The 15,035-nt window shown below is 58.1% G+C and carries 15 protein-coding genes and 1 tRNA gene; 13 read left to right on the top strand and 3 right to left on the bottom strand.

Going from position 1 to position 15,035, the window contains the following annotated elements; all coding sequences use genetic code 11:
- Window positions 1–66: 66 nt before the first annotated feature.
- The 12 genes from HY2_RS17080 to HY2_RS16510 all read left to right on the top strand — a co-directional run bounded on the left by HY2_RS17080 (window position 67) and on the right by HY2_RS16510 (window position 11,306).
- Window positions 67–369 carry a TetR/AcrR family transcriptional regulator gene (locus HY2_RS17080; RefSeq protein WP_081814851.1) on the top strand — a complete coding sequence of 101 codons (303 nt, stop codon included), beginning with the start codon at window positions 67–69 and terminating at the stop codon, window positions 367–369.
- Between the two features lie 37 nt (window positions 370–406).
- Window positions 407–571, top strand: coding sequence for a hypothetical protein (locus HY2_RS17245; protein ID WP_155836532.1), 165 nt, complete (start codon window positions 407–409; stop codon window positions 569–571).
- Window positions 572–969: 398 nt separating this feature from the next.
- Window positions 970–1,056, top strand: a tRNA-Leu gene (locus HY2_RS00895).
- A gap of 183 nt (window positions 1,057–1,239) precedes the next feature.
- On the top strand, window positions 1,240–2,220 hold the full coding sequence (gene dusA, locus HY2_RS00890; RefSeq protein ID WP_034823710.1) for a tRNA dihydrouridine(20/20a) synthase DusA: 981 nt from the start codon (window positions 1,240–1,242) through the stop codon (window positions 2,218–2,220).
- Window positions 2,221–2,305: 85 nt separating this feature from the next.
- Window positions 2,306–3,874, top strand: a complete 1,569-nt coding sequence (locus HY2_RS00885) for a YifB family Mg chelatase-like AAA ATPase (RefSeq protein ID WP_034823709.1) — start codon at window positions 2,306–2,308, stop codon at window positions 3,872–3,874.
- A gap of 37 nt (window positions 3,875–3,911) precedes the next feature.
- Window positions 3,912–5,399, top strand: a complete 1,488-nt coding sequence (locus HY2_RS00880) for an ATP-binding protein (protein WP_034823708.1) — start codon at window positions 3,912–3,914, stop codon at window positions 5,397–5,399.
- Window positions 5,396–7,135, top strand: coding sequence for an MFS transporter (locus HY2_RS00875; RefSeq protein WP_034823707.1), 1,740 nt, complete (start codon window positions 5,396–5,398; stop codon window positions 7,133–7,135). Before HY2_RS00880 ends, HY2_RS00875 begins: the two co-directional genes overlap by 4 nt.
- A 115-nt stretch (window positions 7,136–7,250) precedes the next feature.
- A complete protein-coding gene (locus tag HY2_RS00870) occupies window positions 7,251–8,135 on the top strand; it encodes an ion transporter (RefSeq protein WP_051594575.1) in 885 nt (294 codons plus the stop codon).
- 147 nt (window positions 8,136–8,282) lie between these two features.
- Window positions 8,283–8,990 carry a TerB family tellurite resistance protein gene (locus tag HY2_RS00865; protein ID WP_081814850.1) on the top strand — a complete coding sequence of 236 codons (708 nt, stop codon included), beginning with the start codon at window positions 8,283–8,285 and terminating at the stop codon, window positions 8,988–8,990.
- A gap of 102 nt (window positions 8,991–9,092) precedes the next feature.
- Window positions 9,093–9,371 (top strand): hypothetical protein, encoded by a 279-nt coding sequence (locus HY2_RS00860; RefSeq protein WP_146617132.1) that lies wholly within the window; start codon window positions 9,093–9,095, stop codon window positions 9,369–9,371.
- A gap of 118 nt (window positions 9,372–9,489) precedes the next feature.
- The gene (locus HY2_RS00855; RefSeq protein WP_034823698.1) at window positions 9,490–9,882 is read left to right on the top strand and encodes a BlaI/MecI/CopY family transcriptional regulator; all 393 of its coding nucleotides are present in this window, start codon (window positions 9,490–9,492) and stop codon (window positions 9,880–9,882) included.
- Entirely contained in the window at window positions 9,879–11,306 is a 1,428-nt protein-coding gene (locus HY2_RS16510) for a M23/M56 family metallopeptidase (protein WP_051594574.1), read from the top strand. The genes HY2_RS00855 and HY2_RS16510 overlap by 4 nt, the downstream gene beginning before the upstream one ends.
- Before the next feature lie 87 nt (window positions 11,307–11,393).
- On the opposite strand, the gene HY2_RS00845 is transcribed toward HY2_RS16510, so the two are convergent.
- The 3 genes from HY2_RS00845 to HY2_RS00835 form a co-directional block, all read right to left on the bottom strand.
- Window positions 11,394–12,329: a ribose-phosphate pyrophosphokinase gene (locus HY2_RS00845; RefSeq protein WP_034823697.1), complete on the bottom strand. Its 936-nt coding sequence runs from the start codon at window positions 12,327–12,329 to the stop codon at window positions 11,394–11,396.
- A gap of 90 nt (window positions 12,330–12,419) precedes the next feature.
- Complete coding sequence (gene pgeF, locus HY2_RS00840) at window positions 12,420–13,190, bottom strand: peptidoglycan editing factor PgeF (RefSeq protein WP_034823695.1); 771 nt, start codon at window positions 13,188–13,190, stop codon at window positions 12,420–12,422.
- Window positions 13,191–13,196: 6 nt separating this feature from the next.
- Entirely contained in the window at window positions 13,197–14,123 is a 927-nt protein-coding gene (locus tag HY2_RS00835; protein WP_034823693.1) for a peptidylprolyl isomerase, read from the bottom strand.
- Between the two features lie 49 nt (window positions 14,124–14,172).
- Here HY2_RS00835 and HY2_RS00830 point away from each other — a divergent pair, with 49 nt between their 5' ends.
- On the top strand, window positions 14,173–15,033 hold the full coding sequence (locus tag HY2_RS00830) for a 50S ribosomal protein L11 methyltransferase (RefSeq protein WP_034823828.1): 861 nt from the start codon (window positions 14,173–14,175) through the stop codon (window positions 15,031–15,033).
- Window positions 15,034–15,035: the final 2 nt, after the last annotated feature.

Below are 15,035 nucleotides of genomic sequence, written 5' to 3'. Positions count from 1 at the left end.
CTGAAGATGGCATGATATTTAGCCTGCCGAGGAAAAGACAAAGTTGAGAGAATAAAAGGGCGCTAGGTGACCAAGACTGTCCAGACACATGCCGCGGGCGAAAAGGTGGATGGACGTCGCCAGCGTAGCGAAAGAAGCCGGGCGCAAATTATCGAAGCCATGTTCGCCCTTATTCAGGAAGGGGATATCTCCCCAAGCGCAGCGGGTGTGACAGAGCGCTCCGGTGTAGGTCTCAGAACAGTGTTCCGCTATTTTGAGGATATGGATAGCCTGTATGGCGAGACGTCAGAAATTGTCACTGCGGAACCATGGCGAAAGCAAAGGCCCCGTTCACGGCACCTGACTGGAGGGGAAACCTGTCTGCTCTGATCAGTTGGCGTGCCGAAATTTATGAGCAGATTTTTCCATGCGTGTGTCTGCCAATCTTCGGCGCTTTCAATCACCCTTCCTGATGGAGAAATACTACGGTACGCTGGAAATGGAGCGCGTAACGCTCCAGGTCATGCTGTCGGAAGCAATTGTGAAGGATAAGATCCTTTTTGCTGCTGTGGAAGCCACCGTAGCTTTCTAGACATGGTGGCGCCTGCATCTCGATCAGAAGCTTGATGTGTAGGACGCAGAGAAAGTGATGCGGCGCATGACGGATGCGCTTTTGGTCGATTACTGGTCTGGTGCCAGTGACGCCAAGGATATCGGTTTGCCCAGCAGACATATTCATCCCCGTCTACGGTAATCTCGGCCCCCGTTCCCCCGTACGCACTGAACAGCAAGGTACTTCTCAGCCTTTATAGGAGGGCGTTTCAGAACAATCAGGCAGCTCCCCTGATATCCTCCTGCTTGCTGTTGCCCGGTTTGCCGGGGTGCTTCCAGCGAGGATCTGCTGGAATGAGCAGAATGCACAAAAAGCTTATGGGATTTCCCGTTGACGCCACCGGGAACAGCCTATACATCGGCGCCTTCCGATCCCGTGCCCAGATGGCGGAATTGGTAGACGCGCTACGTTCAGGTCGTAGTTCTCGCAAGGGAGTGGAGGTTCGAGTCCTCTTCTGGGCACCAGGGATTTTCTCGCCACTATGGCTTGAGAACATTTTTTCAGGCGTTCCTGTTCATGGGCTTGGCTTGCCGGGCCATAAAGTGCGTCTGTTATGTACATCGGTCAGGTGAATCCGCTAAAAGCCCCCGCAAGGTGCTCCCGTTATGTCGCACTGTTACGCTTGAGTCCTGAAATACCGGGGAAATATGAAACAAGATCAGGTTTACAGGTTCTCCGTCGCCCCCATGATGGACTGGACGGATCGGCACTGCCGGTCGTTTCACCGGTGCCTGTCCAGGCGCGCGCTGCTCTGGACGGAGATGGTAACCGCTGATGCGGTGATCCATGGAGACCGCGAACGTCTGATCGGATTTTCAGAATCGGAGCATCCCTTGGTACTGCAGCTTGGGGGAAATGAGCCATCAAAGATGGCCGAAGCGGCCAGCATTGCCGAAGCCTTTGGCTATGATGAGGTCAACATCAATTGCGGTTGCCCGTCAGATCGTGTGCAGTCCGGCGCTTTTGGGGCCTGTCTCATGGCTCAGCCGGATATGGTGGCGGAATGTGTCAGCGCGATGCACGCTAGGGTTTCCATTCCCGTAACGGTGAAGTGCCGCATTGCAATTGACGATCTGCCTGCAGAAGAAACCCTGTTCGGTTTTGTTGAGAAGGTCAGCGCAGCGGGGTGCGATGTGTTTACCGTGCACGCGCGGAAGGCTTGGCTCAAAGGGCTCAGCCCCAAGGAGAATCGTGAAGTGCCTCCGTTGGATTATGGTCTTGTTTCAAAGCTGAAGGCCGCGCGGCCGGATCTGACCATTCTGCTGAATGGTGGCATTACGACACTCGAAGCCTGCCAGCAGCATTTGGAAGAATTTGACGGCGTCATGCTGGGGCGGGCCGCTTATCAGACGCCGGCGATTCTCGGCGAAGTTGACGCCACTCTGTATGCGGATGGCGAGCCTGTTTCGCCTTTTGACGCCATCGAAACCTACCGGCCTTATATGGCGGCGCGGTTGCAGGAAGGTGTGGGACTGCATGCGATGACACGGCATATGCTGGGCCTGTTCAATGGCCGGGCCGGCGCGCGGCTTTGGCGGCGTACCTTATCCGAACTGGCCCCAAGGGCCGGGGCGGGGCTGGATGTTCTGGACAAGGCGCTGGAAGCGGTATCTCTTCAGCGCGCATAAGGCCTATTTCAATTTTTTGATATTTTTGTTCTTTATTTGTTCGAATTTAATTGTTAACCTCTGGTTTAGACGAACTGGGGTTGCGATGGTCTGCCGGGTTACAACATTTGCGTTTGAAGGCGTTGAGGCCCAGCCTGTCGATGTGCAGGTGCAGATGACTAGCGGGAATCCGGCCTTTCATGTCGTTGGCTTGCCGGACAAGGCGGTGGGGGAAAGCCGTGAGAGAGTTCGCGCCGCCTTTGCCTCTCTCGGCCTCGCCATGCCACCCAAGCGCATCATCGTCAATTTGGCGCCTGCCGACCTGCCCAAGGAGGGCAGCCATTACGACCTCGCCATAGCATTGGCCATTCTCGCAATGATGGGGGTTGTGCCTGCCGATCAACTGGAGGGGTATGCGGCGATTGGCGAACTCTCGCTGGATGGCACATTGGGGGAGACGCTGGGTGTTTTGCCCGCAGCCATGGCTGCTGAGGCAATGGATTTGCAATTGATCTGCCCACAGATATGCGGTGCGGAGGCGGCTTGGGCTGGCGGCGCGGTCATCGCGGCGCCGGGTCTGATTGCCCTGATCAACCATTTTACCGGCCGGGCTGTGATTGCGCCGCCCAAGCCGGGGGAACTTGCGACAGATACGACTGGTCCTGATTTGCGTGATGTCAAAGGACAGGAAGGTGCCAGGCGTGCCTTGGAAATCGCGGCTGCGGGGGGGCATAATCTGCTGTTTTGCGGGCCGCCAGGGTCGGGCAAGTCCATGCTGGCGCAGCGTCTGCCTGGCTTGTTACCTCCACTTTCTGCGCGAGAGTTGCTCGAGGTATCACAGATACAATCCGTGGCCGGATTGCTGCAGCGCGGTCGCTTGTCCAGAAAGCGACCTTTCCGGGCACCACACCATTCGGCCTCCATGGCGGCGTTGGTTGGTGGGGGCATCAAGGCGAAACCGGGAGAGGTTTCACTGGCGCACCATGGCGTTTTGTTTCTGGATGAGTTGCCGGAATTTTCGGCCACGGTTCTCGATAGCTTGCGCCAACCGCTTGAGGCAGGGGAGGCGGTTGTTGCGCGGGCAAATCGTCATGTGCGCTATCCCGCCCGGTTCCAACTGGTCGCTGCCATGAATCCTTGTCGATGTGGGGGAGGCCTTGGCGCCGCAGCATGCCGCCGGGGACCTCGATGTGCACAGCAATATCAGGCGCGCTTGTCTGGTCCGTTTCTGGACCGGATCGACATCTATTATGATACGCCGCCGGTCACGGCTGTTGACCTGACCCTGCCAGCGCCGACAGAAGGTACTGAAGAAGTGCGTAAAAGGGTCAGTAGGGCTCGCGACATTCAGTTCGAAAGGTTCAGTGAGGTGGTCAGTGACACGTGCCGACCGGTGAACGCCGATGCGCCATTGCCGGAATTGGAGCGGCACGCAGTACCGGATGACGCTGGTGTTGCCTTGTTGCGGCAAGCGGCAGAGCGTCTTCATCTTACGGCCAGGGGCTATAGCCGCGTTCTGAAAGTGGCGCGTACCATTGCTGACCTGGAAGGGGCGACAGCTGTGCGGAGATTACATGTAGCCGAAGCGCTTTCCTACCGCCACAGGCCACCGGCCTTGCCGGAGGCTACTGTCACTGAGGCAGCCGTAGCAATATCTGCAAACACTGCCAGTTAAATGAATGCTAAAGGCTTTGGAATAGGCCTTTGTCGATATGACAGACACGCCAAATTCCTCTCCACCTGCCTCAAAGCCGGAAGATACTTTTCTGGCCACGGCCAGCCATGAGATTCGCACCCCACTGAATGGTATTCTTGGGACAGTCTCTCTTCTGCTTGAAACAGATCTTGCGCCAGCCCAGCGTGAATATGCCGAGGCGATCCGTTTGAGCGGAGCCCGTTTGCTGGAGCTGTTGAACAATGTACTCGACTATGCGCGCCTTGATGCGTCTGCGGTCGAATTAGAGCGCGAGAGCTTTTGCCCGGCTCGTCTTGGCCGGGAAGTGATTGAACTGCTGAGCCCGCGGGCGCATGCCGCCGGGCTGGACCTTGCCGCGCGTATCCTGCCAACGCCTATGCCGACCTATGTGGGGGATACTGGGCGCATTCGTCAGATCCTGTTCAATCTGGTTGGGAATGCGCTGAAATTCACACGGCAGGGTGGTGTGCTTCTGGACATCAAGTCACTGGATGACGGTCTGGAGTTCCGCGTCATAGATACCGGACCTGGGATCGCCGAGGCGGACCGCCAGCGCCTGTTTGATGCTTTCCATCAGTCGAGTACGAAAGACGCCTACAAGGATGGCGGCGTTGGTCTCGGCCTTGCGATTGTGAAGCGCTTGACCGAATTGCTCCGCGGACGTGTCGATGTCACGGGCCAACTGGGTCTTGGCACGGCCTTTTCGGTGTTCCTGCCGCTCGAGCGGGCCGACATGCCACCGACCCATGATTTGCCAGAGCTGGGTGTCACGGTCGGGCTAGTGGGTTTGCCCCCGGCCACAACACTGTCGACATCTGTCGCGCTGGCGGCTGCATCTGCGCGAGTATTGCTGGTTGATCCCAGTGGCGGGGAAGTTGCTCCAGAGATAGATATCCTGCTGATTGGCGCTGATGTGCGCGAGGCATTGGTCAAGTCCTTTGCGCGGCAAAAGCCTTCTCTGGTTGTTCTGCGGCCGGAGGACAGGGGAGCCATCGGTCGTTTTCGTGATTTGGGGTGTGCGGGTTGGCTGGTTCGTCCCTTGCGGGCGTCTTCTGTGGCAGAACGTATCTATGTCGTGAAATCGGGCGAGCAGGCCATTGATGAGCCGGAAACCGAAACCGGCGCTGGCCTTGTCCTGATTGCAGACGATAATCCAGTGAATGCGCTGATCGCACGGCGTGCCTTGGAATCGGCTGGTTTTGCCGTCACAGTCGCGTCGACTGGAAGCGAAGCAGTGGAGGCCGCCATGGACATGAATCCTGTGCTGATCTTGATGGATTTGAGGATGCCGATCATGGATGGCTTTGAAGCCATGCGTCGCATTCGTGAGACAGGGTCTGATGTGCCCATGATTGCCGTCTCTGCCGAAATCAATCCTGATATTGAGCGCCAGGCGCTGACATCAGGTGCCAATGCTGTGGCTGCCAAGCCGCTGGATGCGGAAGCTCTGCGTACACTTGCCCTGAACTGGACGCGCGTACAGCCGCATGAAGGCGCTGCATGAGCGAGACACCTGCGACGCAGCCGCCGATCAAACAGCCCCCGCGTGCCGTGCGTGCTCTGAAGGCGATGAAGGATCGCCGGATGGTGGCGATGACCCTGTTGGCTTTTGCAGCCGGCTTGCCCATGGGGGCGACCTTGGGTCTGCTGAATGCCTGGTTAACGGAGGTGGGCATCACGCCGGCCACGATTGGTGTGCTCTCTCTCGTTACGCTGGGCTATGCGTTCAAATATCTTTGGGCTCCCCTGTTTCAGGACCCGCGCCCGTTTCCATTTCTGGAGCGTCTAGGCGCGCGGCGGTCATGGCTTCTCGTGTTGCAAATTGCCCTTGCGGCCTTGCTCGCGCTGTTTGCCTTCTCAGACCCTACACAAAATATGGCGCTGGTTGCCTTTGGCGCTTTTCTCATCACATTGCTTTCGCCTACGCATGATTTGCTTCTGGATGCTTGGCGCATCGAAGTGGCAAGGTCTGATGTCGACAAGGACATGATGTCGGCGCTCTACCAGCTTGGTTACAAATCTGCGGGTTTCGTGACGGGCTTCTTTGCATTGCTGATTGCGGAACATGCCGGCTGGGTCATCGTCTTTCTGATGGTTGCTGGCTTCATGTTGCTATCGGTTGGCGGAACGTTGCTTGCCCCAGAGCCGGAATCTTCCCGTGTGCGCAGCGAGACGCGGGAGACGTTCTACAAGAGCCTGCCGCAGAAAGTGACCCTGCCTGCCATCATGATCATCGGGATCGGATGGCTGATCGCCTTCGGCATGATCATGGTGTTTGTGATCCAGGCCTTCAGTCCGGAAGGGGCATCGGGCTCTGCCTTTGTGCGCAATGAAGGGCCATGGATTGTTGCTTTCACGGTCGTCCTGCCGGCGCTGGTCTCTGCGTTCCTGATCTTTCGCAAACAGGCGCATCCTCAAACGGTTGCCATTCAGGCTGGGCCGGAAACGAAGTTCCAGGCGCTCCAGCGCATTCTGTTCCGCTCCATCTTTGACCCCATGATGGATCTGATATTTCGTCTGCGTTGGGGCGCTCTGCTCGTGCTCTTGCTGGCGCTGACCTATCGTTTCACGGATGCGGTCTGGGGCTCCTTTGCCTATCCGTTTTATCTTGGCGAAAACTTCGGGGCACTTGGTCACTCCCTCGCGGATGTTGCCATTGCCTCCAAATTGTTCGGGGTTATCGCCACTATTCTGGGCTCCCTGATGGGCGCCGTCCTGATCGGCGTGATCGGCAGGATGCCCGTTTTCTTTCTGGGTGGCGTCGTCGCTGCCGTTACGAATTTGCTTTACGCAGACCTTGCAGCGGGTGCTGTGGCGGTCGACTCCTTCCTTGCCTTTACGCGCCTGGATGCGCCACTCATTGCTCTTGCTGACTGGGGCTCAACCCTTTCGGCCAGCACGACAGAGGCAGACCATGGCCAGCGCATGGCGCGACTCATGGTGACTATTTTCGCTGAAAATATCGCGGGTGGCCTCGCGCTTGTGGCGATCACGGCTTATCTGACATCTGTGGTGAACCCGCGCTTTGCGGCGGTGCAGTATGCCTTGCTCGCGTCCCTCACGATGCTGATCGGCACGCTTGGCAGGCCATGGTTGGGAGAAATGATTGAGAAGCATGGTTTCTACCACGTCTTCATCATCACATTCTGGCTGGGTGGCGTCGCGGTTGTGCTCAGTATCATTGAATGGGTGCGCCAGGCCAGGTTGCCAGAGGATGATGAGGAGCAGGCATCCGCCTAGAAATCACCTTGGGTCGGCCTTGCGCTATTCATCTTTCCCTCTCTGACTTGGCAGAACCAATCGAACCGGGCAAAACCGCAAGGCTTTGACTTTGGGAGACGGGACGGGACGACCAATGGGACGCGCGACACTCGATATGGAAACTAACAATTCTGCGCTCGAAGGCGCGATTGAGCAGCCCTGGTTCCTGCGTACAATCATTTCGCTGATCATCCTGAATGCGGTCATTCTGGGAGTTCTGACGTATCATGCCACACTGCCGCCAGACCTTGTTTCGGTCCTGGAGTTTGTCGACCAGGGCATCACCTATGTTTTTGCTGCCGAGATCCTGCTGAAGCTGATCGTTTACCGGTTCCAGTTCTTCCGGTCGGCTTGGAACTGGTTTGATTTTGTCGTGGTTGGAGTGTCTCTGGTGCCAGGAGGTTCGGCATTCAGCGTCTTGCGGGCCCTTCGCGTGCTCCGGGTGCTACGCTTGCTGCACGTCGTGCCGATGATGCGCCGCATCACGGAGGCTTTGATGAAGGCTCTGCCAGGCATGGGCGCCATCTTTGCAGTGCTTGCTCTGGTTACCTATGTGGCGGCGGTCATGGCCACCAATATGTATGGCAATACGGACAATGAGGAGGTGGCGCTTCTGTTCGGTGATCTGCCGAGTTCGGCTTATTCGTTGTTTCAGGTCATGACGATGGATGGGTGGCGGTTTGAGGTTGTGCAGAAAGTCATCGATGACGGCCACCCCTATGCCTGGGTCTTCTTCCTAGTCTTCATCTTCATCGCCAGCTTTGCCATTCTCAACCTGTTCATTGCGCTGGTCGTGGATTCGCTGGCAGCAGAACAACAGGCCATTCTGGAGGAAGGGCTTGAGGAGATAGAGGATGATCTGGAGGAGGAACTGGAGACAGCTGAACTTGCACGGTCGAGCATCCTGCGGGCGATTCAGGAAATGCGCGCGGAGCTTTTTGAGCTGCGCTCAGCTGTTGAAAGACAGTCCAGAGACTAGCCCGATTTTCCCTGTTTCTCACGAGAAAAAGCTCGAAGCTTTGAATTTCAAGTGAATTTCATGCATCCGAGTGTGAGTATATCTTCACGAAACTGTCAGCGTGACGCGCTCCCATATTCCTGAAAATCGGGTATATGGGGAATAGACATGTCTCTCTGGGCTAGACTTCTTGAGGGCGGACGGCGCTTGTTCGACCCTGATGCCACCTCTGGCGAAGTCGCCAGTGGGGAGTTTGCGTGTGCGCCGGACCCGAATGATGTAGGCTTTACTGCAGCCGTTGTGGGGCTAGGGGCAAAGATGGCCGCTGCCGATGGCAATGTTTCCGACAAGGAAATCATGGTCTTTTCGCGCGTCTTCCGTGCCGCGCCGGAAGATGCTGACAGTGTACGCCGCGTGTTCAACATCGCACGCCAGACTGTGCGCGGGTATCAGGGCTATGCCCGCAAGATCGGTCGCAAGTATCATGATCGCCCTTGCTTGCTGGAAGGTGTGCTGGATGGCCTCTTCCAGATTGCCGGGGCAGATGGCGTCGTGACCGCGGATGAAATGGAGTATCTGGAAACCGTTTCGCAGGCCTTTGGCTTTGACGAGGCCACCTTCCGGCGGATCCGTGCCAGCCATTTGGGGCCTGAAAAGGAAGATCCTTATTTCATCTTGGGTGTACAGCATGATGCAGCATTTGACGACATCCGGGCCGCCTACCGCCGTTTGATGGCGGATAACCATCCGGACCGCGTTGTGCAGATGGGGGCACCGCGAGAGTTTGAGAATGCGGCCCATGCCAAGGCGGCAGCTATCACGGCCGCCTATGCTCAGATTCGCACCGAACGCGGTCTTTTGGTGCGACCGGATTAGCCCTCTGAGAGGGCGGATGGGCTATCTTACAAGTATTTGAGGTGACTTCTCATTGACGTAAGGCCCTGATGACGCCATCTTTTGATGGAACAAGAGGAATAAATGACCCGCACAGCTTCCCAATCGCCTCGTATGAACCTGTCAGACGCCCTTTCAGGCGTTATTGGTGTATTCGCGCAATTGGGTATTGGAATGCTACTTGTTCTGTTTGCTGGCTTGCTGGCTGTCATGACAGCGATTGCGGGCGTTCTTCTGGCATTCGCTGCTTTGGTCATGCGCTTTGCCAATCACCGCAGGGCATCTCCGATTACGCCATCGGGCGAGTCTGATCCGATGACGCTTGAGGCCCGCCGCACCCCGAGAGGCTGGACGGTCGAATAGGCCCTGCCACTCCTGACTTTATCGGAAACAAATAGGCCGGAAGAAATTCTGGATGACTTCACTTGACACACTTGCGCTACATATGTAGCGTAATGGCGACGATGATAGTGAGGTCGCCATGTCACAACCCAATCCCTCCGAACTTGCCGTTCTGAAACATCTCTGGTCCAGCGGCGCGCAAAGTGCGCGGGAGGTGCACGACGCCATCGGGACTCAGCAGGGCTGGAAGCCCTCGACGACGCGCACCGTGATCGCCCGGATGGAAGACAAGGGCTGGGTGACGCGCCAGGATGTTCACGGCATGGCGGTTTTTACGGCCAAGCTGGACCGCACGGCTACGCTGGGCGGTCTCGTGAGGCATCTGGCCCGGCAGGTGCTGGATATGGATGGCCCCATTCCGGCAGCCCTCTTTGCCGAGAGCCCCCATCTATCAGATGCTGAGCTGGACGAGTTGGACGCCATTATAAACGCGGCAGAGGATGAGGCGTCGGACAAGAAGGGCGGTGAATGATGAGTCCGCTCGCTCTTGTTCTTCTCGCTCTGATTTGGAGTGCTATCGTTTGGGCGGGTGCCAGTCTCATCTGCCGTATGCGGCCATCCCCGGTAATGGCGCAGGCGACATGGCGCGGCGCGGCCTTTCTGTTCATCGCGCCTTTTGCGGCGTCAGTCTGCGTGCCGGCTTTGCCTGTTCTTGCTGACGCACCTCTGGCAGACCTGCCCATGCTTGAGCCGCTCGCTATCATGCCGGAGACGAAGGATGAGGTCGTGGCGCAAGGACCCGCGTCGCGAATGCCTGATATCGGTATGCTGACGATCATCATGCTGGCGCTTGGATGGGGCTTCCGGGCTCTACTCTGGGGCATCAGTCAGGTCCGGCTGCAGCGCCTGAAGTCGTGGGCCCGGCCGGCGAGCCGTCCCATAGGGCATTGGGCCGAAGCCCTGGGCCTCTCCCAGGTGCCTGATGTGCATGTCATCCCGCGCGGTGCGCCATTCCTGGCGGGAATTATGAAGCGCAGAGTGTATGTCCCGGCAGCCCTGATTCGCAGGGAAGGGGCCCAGCAGGTGATCGTTCATGAACTGGTCCATCTGAAGCAAGGAGACCTACTGACCCGTCCGGTTGAACGGCTTATTGCTGACCTTTTCTGGTTTTCTCCCTTTGCCTGGTTGATACGAGGGCAGCTCGACTTTTGGCGAGAGGCGGTCGTTGATCAGAAAACGGTCGAGCTGACAGGAGACCGGATCGCCTATGCAAAAGCCCTGACATCTGCTGCGCGTGCTTCGCGCGATGAGGCGGTGCTGCCTGTTGCAGCATTCATCTTGCAGAAGAAAGGAAACCTGAAGATGCGTCTCACCGAACTCCTTACCGAGAAACCACGCCCGCGCCGTCTGGGGCTAGTCGTGGCCGCAGCGTTGGCCTGTGCCGCCCCGCTTGCCATTGCACAAGGTGTACTGATCAAGGGCGCCGCCGCGGCGCCGGGGGCTGAGATTACCTATAGCCATGCCGTGCTGGACAAGGCTCGCCTCACCAGCACCTTCGGCAATCGAAAGCATCCTATCACCGGTAAGATGAAGCAACATGATGGTGTCGACCTAGCAGAGGCTGAAGGCGTGCCGGTCTATGCACCGGCAAATGGTGTCATCACCTTGGCAGCGGAGAAAGGCGCCTATGGCAATCTGGTTCTACTGCAAGCAAGCGAGGAGACGAGTATGCGCTTCGGCCAGCTGCAGAGCATGGCGGTCAAGGCAGGTGATATTGTCAAAGCGGGAGATGTGATCGGAACGCTCGGTCAGTCTGGCCGGGCAACTGGGCCGCACCTGCACTTTGAAGTCTGGCGCGCGGGCATTGCAGTTGATCCGCAGGCGGAGACCGGATTAGTTCTGGCGAGCGAGCTGTCAGTGCCTGCGGGTCTTGAGAAGAAGGTGCCTGCCCGCTAAGACATCGCATGGAATGAGACTTCGGCCTTCCTCCAACAAAAAACCCGCAGCCTGGCTACGGGTTTTCTTTTTGTGGTCTTGCTGCTCTCAGCGCTCGAATAGTTTCGAGACGCTTTCCTCATTGGCGATGCGGCGGATCGCTTCGCCTAGAAGAGGGGAGATCGGCAGGATGCGGATGGATTTGGACTTGATCGCATCCTGAGACGGTTGGATCGAATCCGTCATCACCAATTCGTCGAGGACCGATTTTTCGATGCGCTGAACGGCATTGTTGGAAAGCACACCATGGGTCACATAAGCGGAAACGGATTTTGCACCATGCTCTTTCAGGGCCGCTGCGGCATTGGCCAGCGTGCCGCCGGAGTCACACATGTCATCCAGCATGATGCAGCGTTTGCCGTTAACGTCGCCGATGATGTTCATCACTTCGGACTTGCCAGCTTCGGGACGGCGCTTGTCGACAATGGCGAGGTCTGCTTCCAGGCGCTTGGCGAGGGAGCGGGCCCGCACCACACCGCCAACATCCGGAGAGACGACGATCAGATCAGCTTTGCCATAACGTTCCTTGATGTCATCCACCATGACGGGGCTGCCGAACAGATTGTCGGTCGGAATGTCGAAGAAGCCCTGGATCTGGCCTGCGTGCAGATCCACAGTCAGAACGCGGTCGGCGCCGGCAGAGTGGATCAGGTTCGCCACCAGTTTTGCGGAGATCGGTGTGCGGCCATCGGTTTTGCGGTCCTGCCGTGCATATCCGAAATAGGGAATGACGGCCGTGATGCGGCGTGCGGAGGCCCGTTTCAATGCATCCATGCAGATCAGAAGCTGCATCAGATTGTCATTGGCGGGATAGGAAGTGGACTGGATCACGAAGACATCTTCGCCGCGGACGTTTTCGTCGATACGGACGAAGATTTCCTGATCGGAGAATGTCTTGACCTCTGAGCGCGTCAGGCGCGTGTCCAGATAGTCGGCAATGGCTTCCGCCAATGGCCGATTTGCATTGCAAGAAAGCAGTTTCATATTTGGAGTGCCCGTGCTGCCCGGATTGGTGTCGCTTTTGTAACAGCTGGGCGCGAGTCGCAACCGGACTCTGTCGTGTTTTTCAGAAAATTACACTTCGAGCATGATGACGGAGCCATTCCGGCCGTAATCCGGCTCACCGTGATGGTTGCGGCGCCGGTTTGAGAAGTAGCGGTCTTCCAGCGCGCAGGTGTCGAGGCCGGTATTGTGAATATCCTTCAGGCCGAGCTTTTTCAGGCGCTGGTGACAAAAGCCGGGCAAGTCAAAATGATAGCGGTCGCCATGCCCTTGTGTGAACAGGGCTGCGCTGCCCGGCGACTGGGCGAGGAAAGTCTCCCGGAATTCGGGGCCAACTTCATAGCTTGCCTGCTGGATGGTGGGGCCGATGGCGGCTGTGATGCGGCCAGCCTCTGCGCCAAGCAGCGTCATGGCTGCGACCGTCGCGTCCAGAACGCCGCCAATTGCGCCTTTCCAGCCTGCATGCGCTGCGCCGATGATCCTGGCTTGGGCATCTGCGAACAGAACCGGGGTACAATCGGCCGTCAGGATGCACAGGCCGATGCCTTGTTCTGTCGTTACCATGGCATCGGCTTCCGGCCGGGCATCCCATGCCTCAGTCACATGCACCACATCGGCAGAATGGGTCTGGTAGCAGGAGAGCAGCGCGTCTGCCTGCATGGCGGCCCGGACGCGCTCACGATTTGCGGAGACATCTCCCGGCGCATCGTTTGAGCCGGTGCCGACATTCAAACTGCTATAGAGACCTGTGGACACACCGCCCTGTCGACCGAAAAAGCCATGGCGGATGCCGGGTAGGGGAGAGAGATTAGGGGCTTCCCCATGAGGCAGTGAGGTAGCCATGCCGGGTCAGTCTCCTTGCGCAATGGGCCGGGCGGGTACGGGAAGCGTACAGATATCGACGACTTTTGGCGGTTTCACGACAAAGGCGTCATAGATTCCGTAATTGCGCTTTTCGGCTTTCCGCGCCTTCCATTCCGGGCCTTGTGTGGTCATCACTTCCCAATGCGGGCGAAGGGCTTCCGGCATGTCGGCGGCAAGGCCGACAGAGATGATTTCATTGCCTTTGAGACGCTTGGCCCGTTCCGCCATTTTCTGCGCCGCCGTTGCGGGATCAGCAAAGCCGGGCACATCCTCGTCGTCCACAGGGTCAACGCGTTTCAGGCGGTTGATATGTTCCATGCCAGCGATGACCCGGCCAAAGACCGTGTAATTGCGGTCCAGATAGCGTCGGGGCGCAAGCGGTATGAAAAACTCGGTTGAGCCCGTGCCGGGATCATCATCCCGCGCCATGCCTAGGGCACCGGGACAATTGAGCAGCCATTCCTGGTCGCCCTCACGCCCAGCGGCGAAGCCTTCGCGGTGCCCGACTGGATCGGCAAACAGGTCTGCATTGCCAAAAGTGTCAAACCCGTCGGTGCTGACCGTGCGCTCGGCTTCCAGTGGCAGAAGCGGCCAGTCTTCCAGGTGATGTTCAAACTCCAGGCCCGCTTGTGCCACATGGCCATCAATCACGCGGTAGAAATACTCGCCATTATAGAGATTAGCCCGGATGGCTTCGCGAAATTGCCGGACATGTTCCGGCGCGGCCTCTTCGGCCAGTTCGATGATGGCTTCGCCGGTCCGGGTTTTCAGGATGACAAGATTTTCCGGCGCCACCGGCCGCCAGGATGCGTCTGATATTGCAGCAGGGGGCGGGGCAGGGATCGCAGCTGGAGTCTGACAGGCCGACAAGGCGAACAGACATGCGGCGGTAACTATCAAAGCAGTGCGCATGATTTTCTCCTTCTTCCCAAGTCTGCGCAGTCCTGCTAATCGCCGCGGCATGTATCAGATAAGTGCAAGGGGCGCACGGGCGCCAGTAGAAACTGCGTGGGATGCGCTCGCCTGGGCGGATCCATCCCCTGCGGGTGCCGTGGATGCCAAGGAAGATGGCCGAAGCGTCTGGCGTCTCGATGCTTTCGCCGAAACCCATGAAGAGGCCGAGGCCTGCGTCTCGATCATTGAGGATGTCGCGCCCGAGCTGACGGCTCGCATTGAGGAAGTCATTGACCGTGACTGGGTAACCCTGTCGCTCGAAGGACTGCCGCCGGTTGAGGCAGGGCCATTCATAGTCGCGGGCAGTCATGCCCTGACGCGCCAGTCTCCTGGCCGTATCTCCGTTCTGATCGAGGCAGGCCCGGCGTTCGGGACAGGCCATCATGGCACGACGCTTGGCTGCCTCATCGCGCTGGATGAAGTGCGCCGCAACCGGCCGATCGGCAAGGTGCTGGATCTGGGGACGGGGTCAGGTGTGCTGGCTATCGCGGCCATGAAGGCAGGCGCGACCTCAGCAATCGGCACGGATATTGATCTCGACAGTGTGCTGGTGGCGAATGAGAACGCGCAAAAGAATAATGTGACCGGCTTCACTGCAATGCATGTCACAGGGGCGAACACGCCGCGTATCCGGCGGTCGGCTCCCTATGACACGGTGTTTGCGAACATTCTGATGCGGCCCCTGATCGGTCTGGCCCCGGATATTGCAGCGCTTACGGCCCCGGGGGGCACGATTATTCTGTCAGGCCTGTTGCACCATCAGGCTCCGCCAGTGCGGAATGCCTTTGCGGCGCGGGGGCTCGATTTCCAGAAACGTATTCGCGAAGACGGCTGGTCGACGCTGGTATTCCAGAAACCAGCTGGTTGATC

This window comes from Hyphomonas pacifica (assembly GCF_000682675.1).
In the GTDB taxonomy this organism is placed as follows: Bacteria; Pseudomonadota; Alphaproteobacteria; order Caulobacterales; family Hyphomonadaceae; genus Hyphomonas; species Hyphomonas pacifica.
This window is presented reverse-complemented; position numbering and strand designations above follow the sequence as displayed.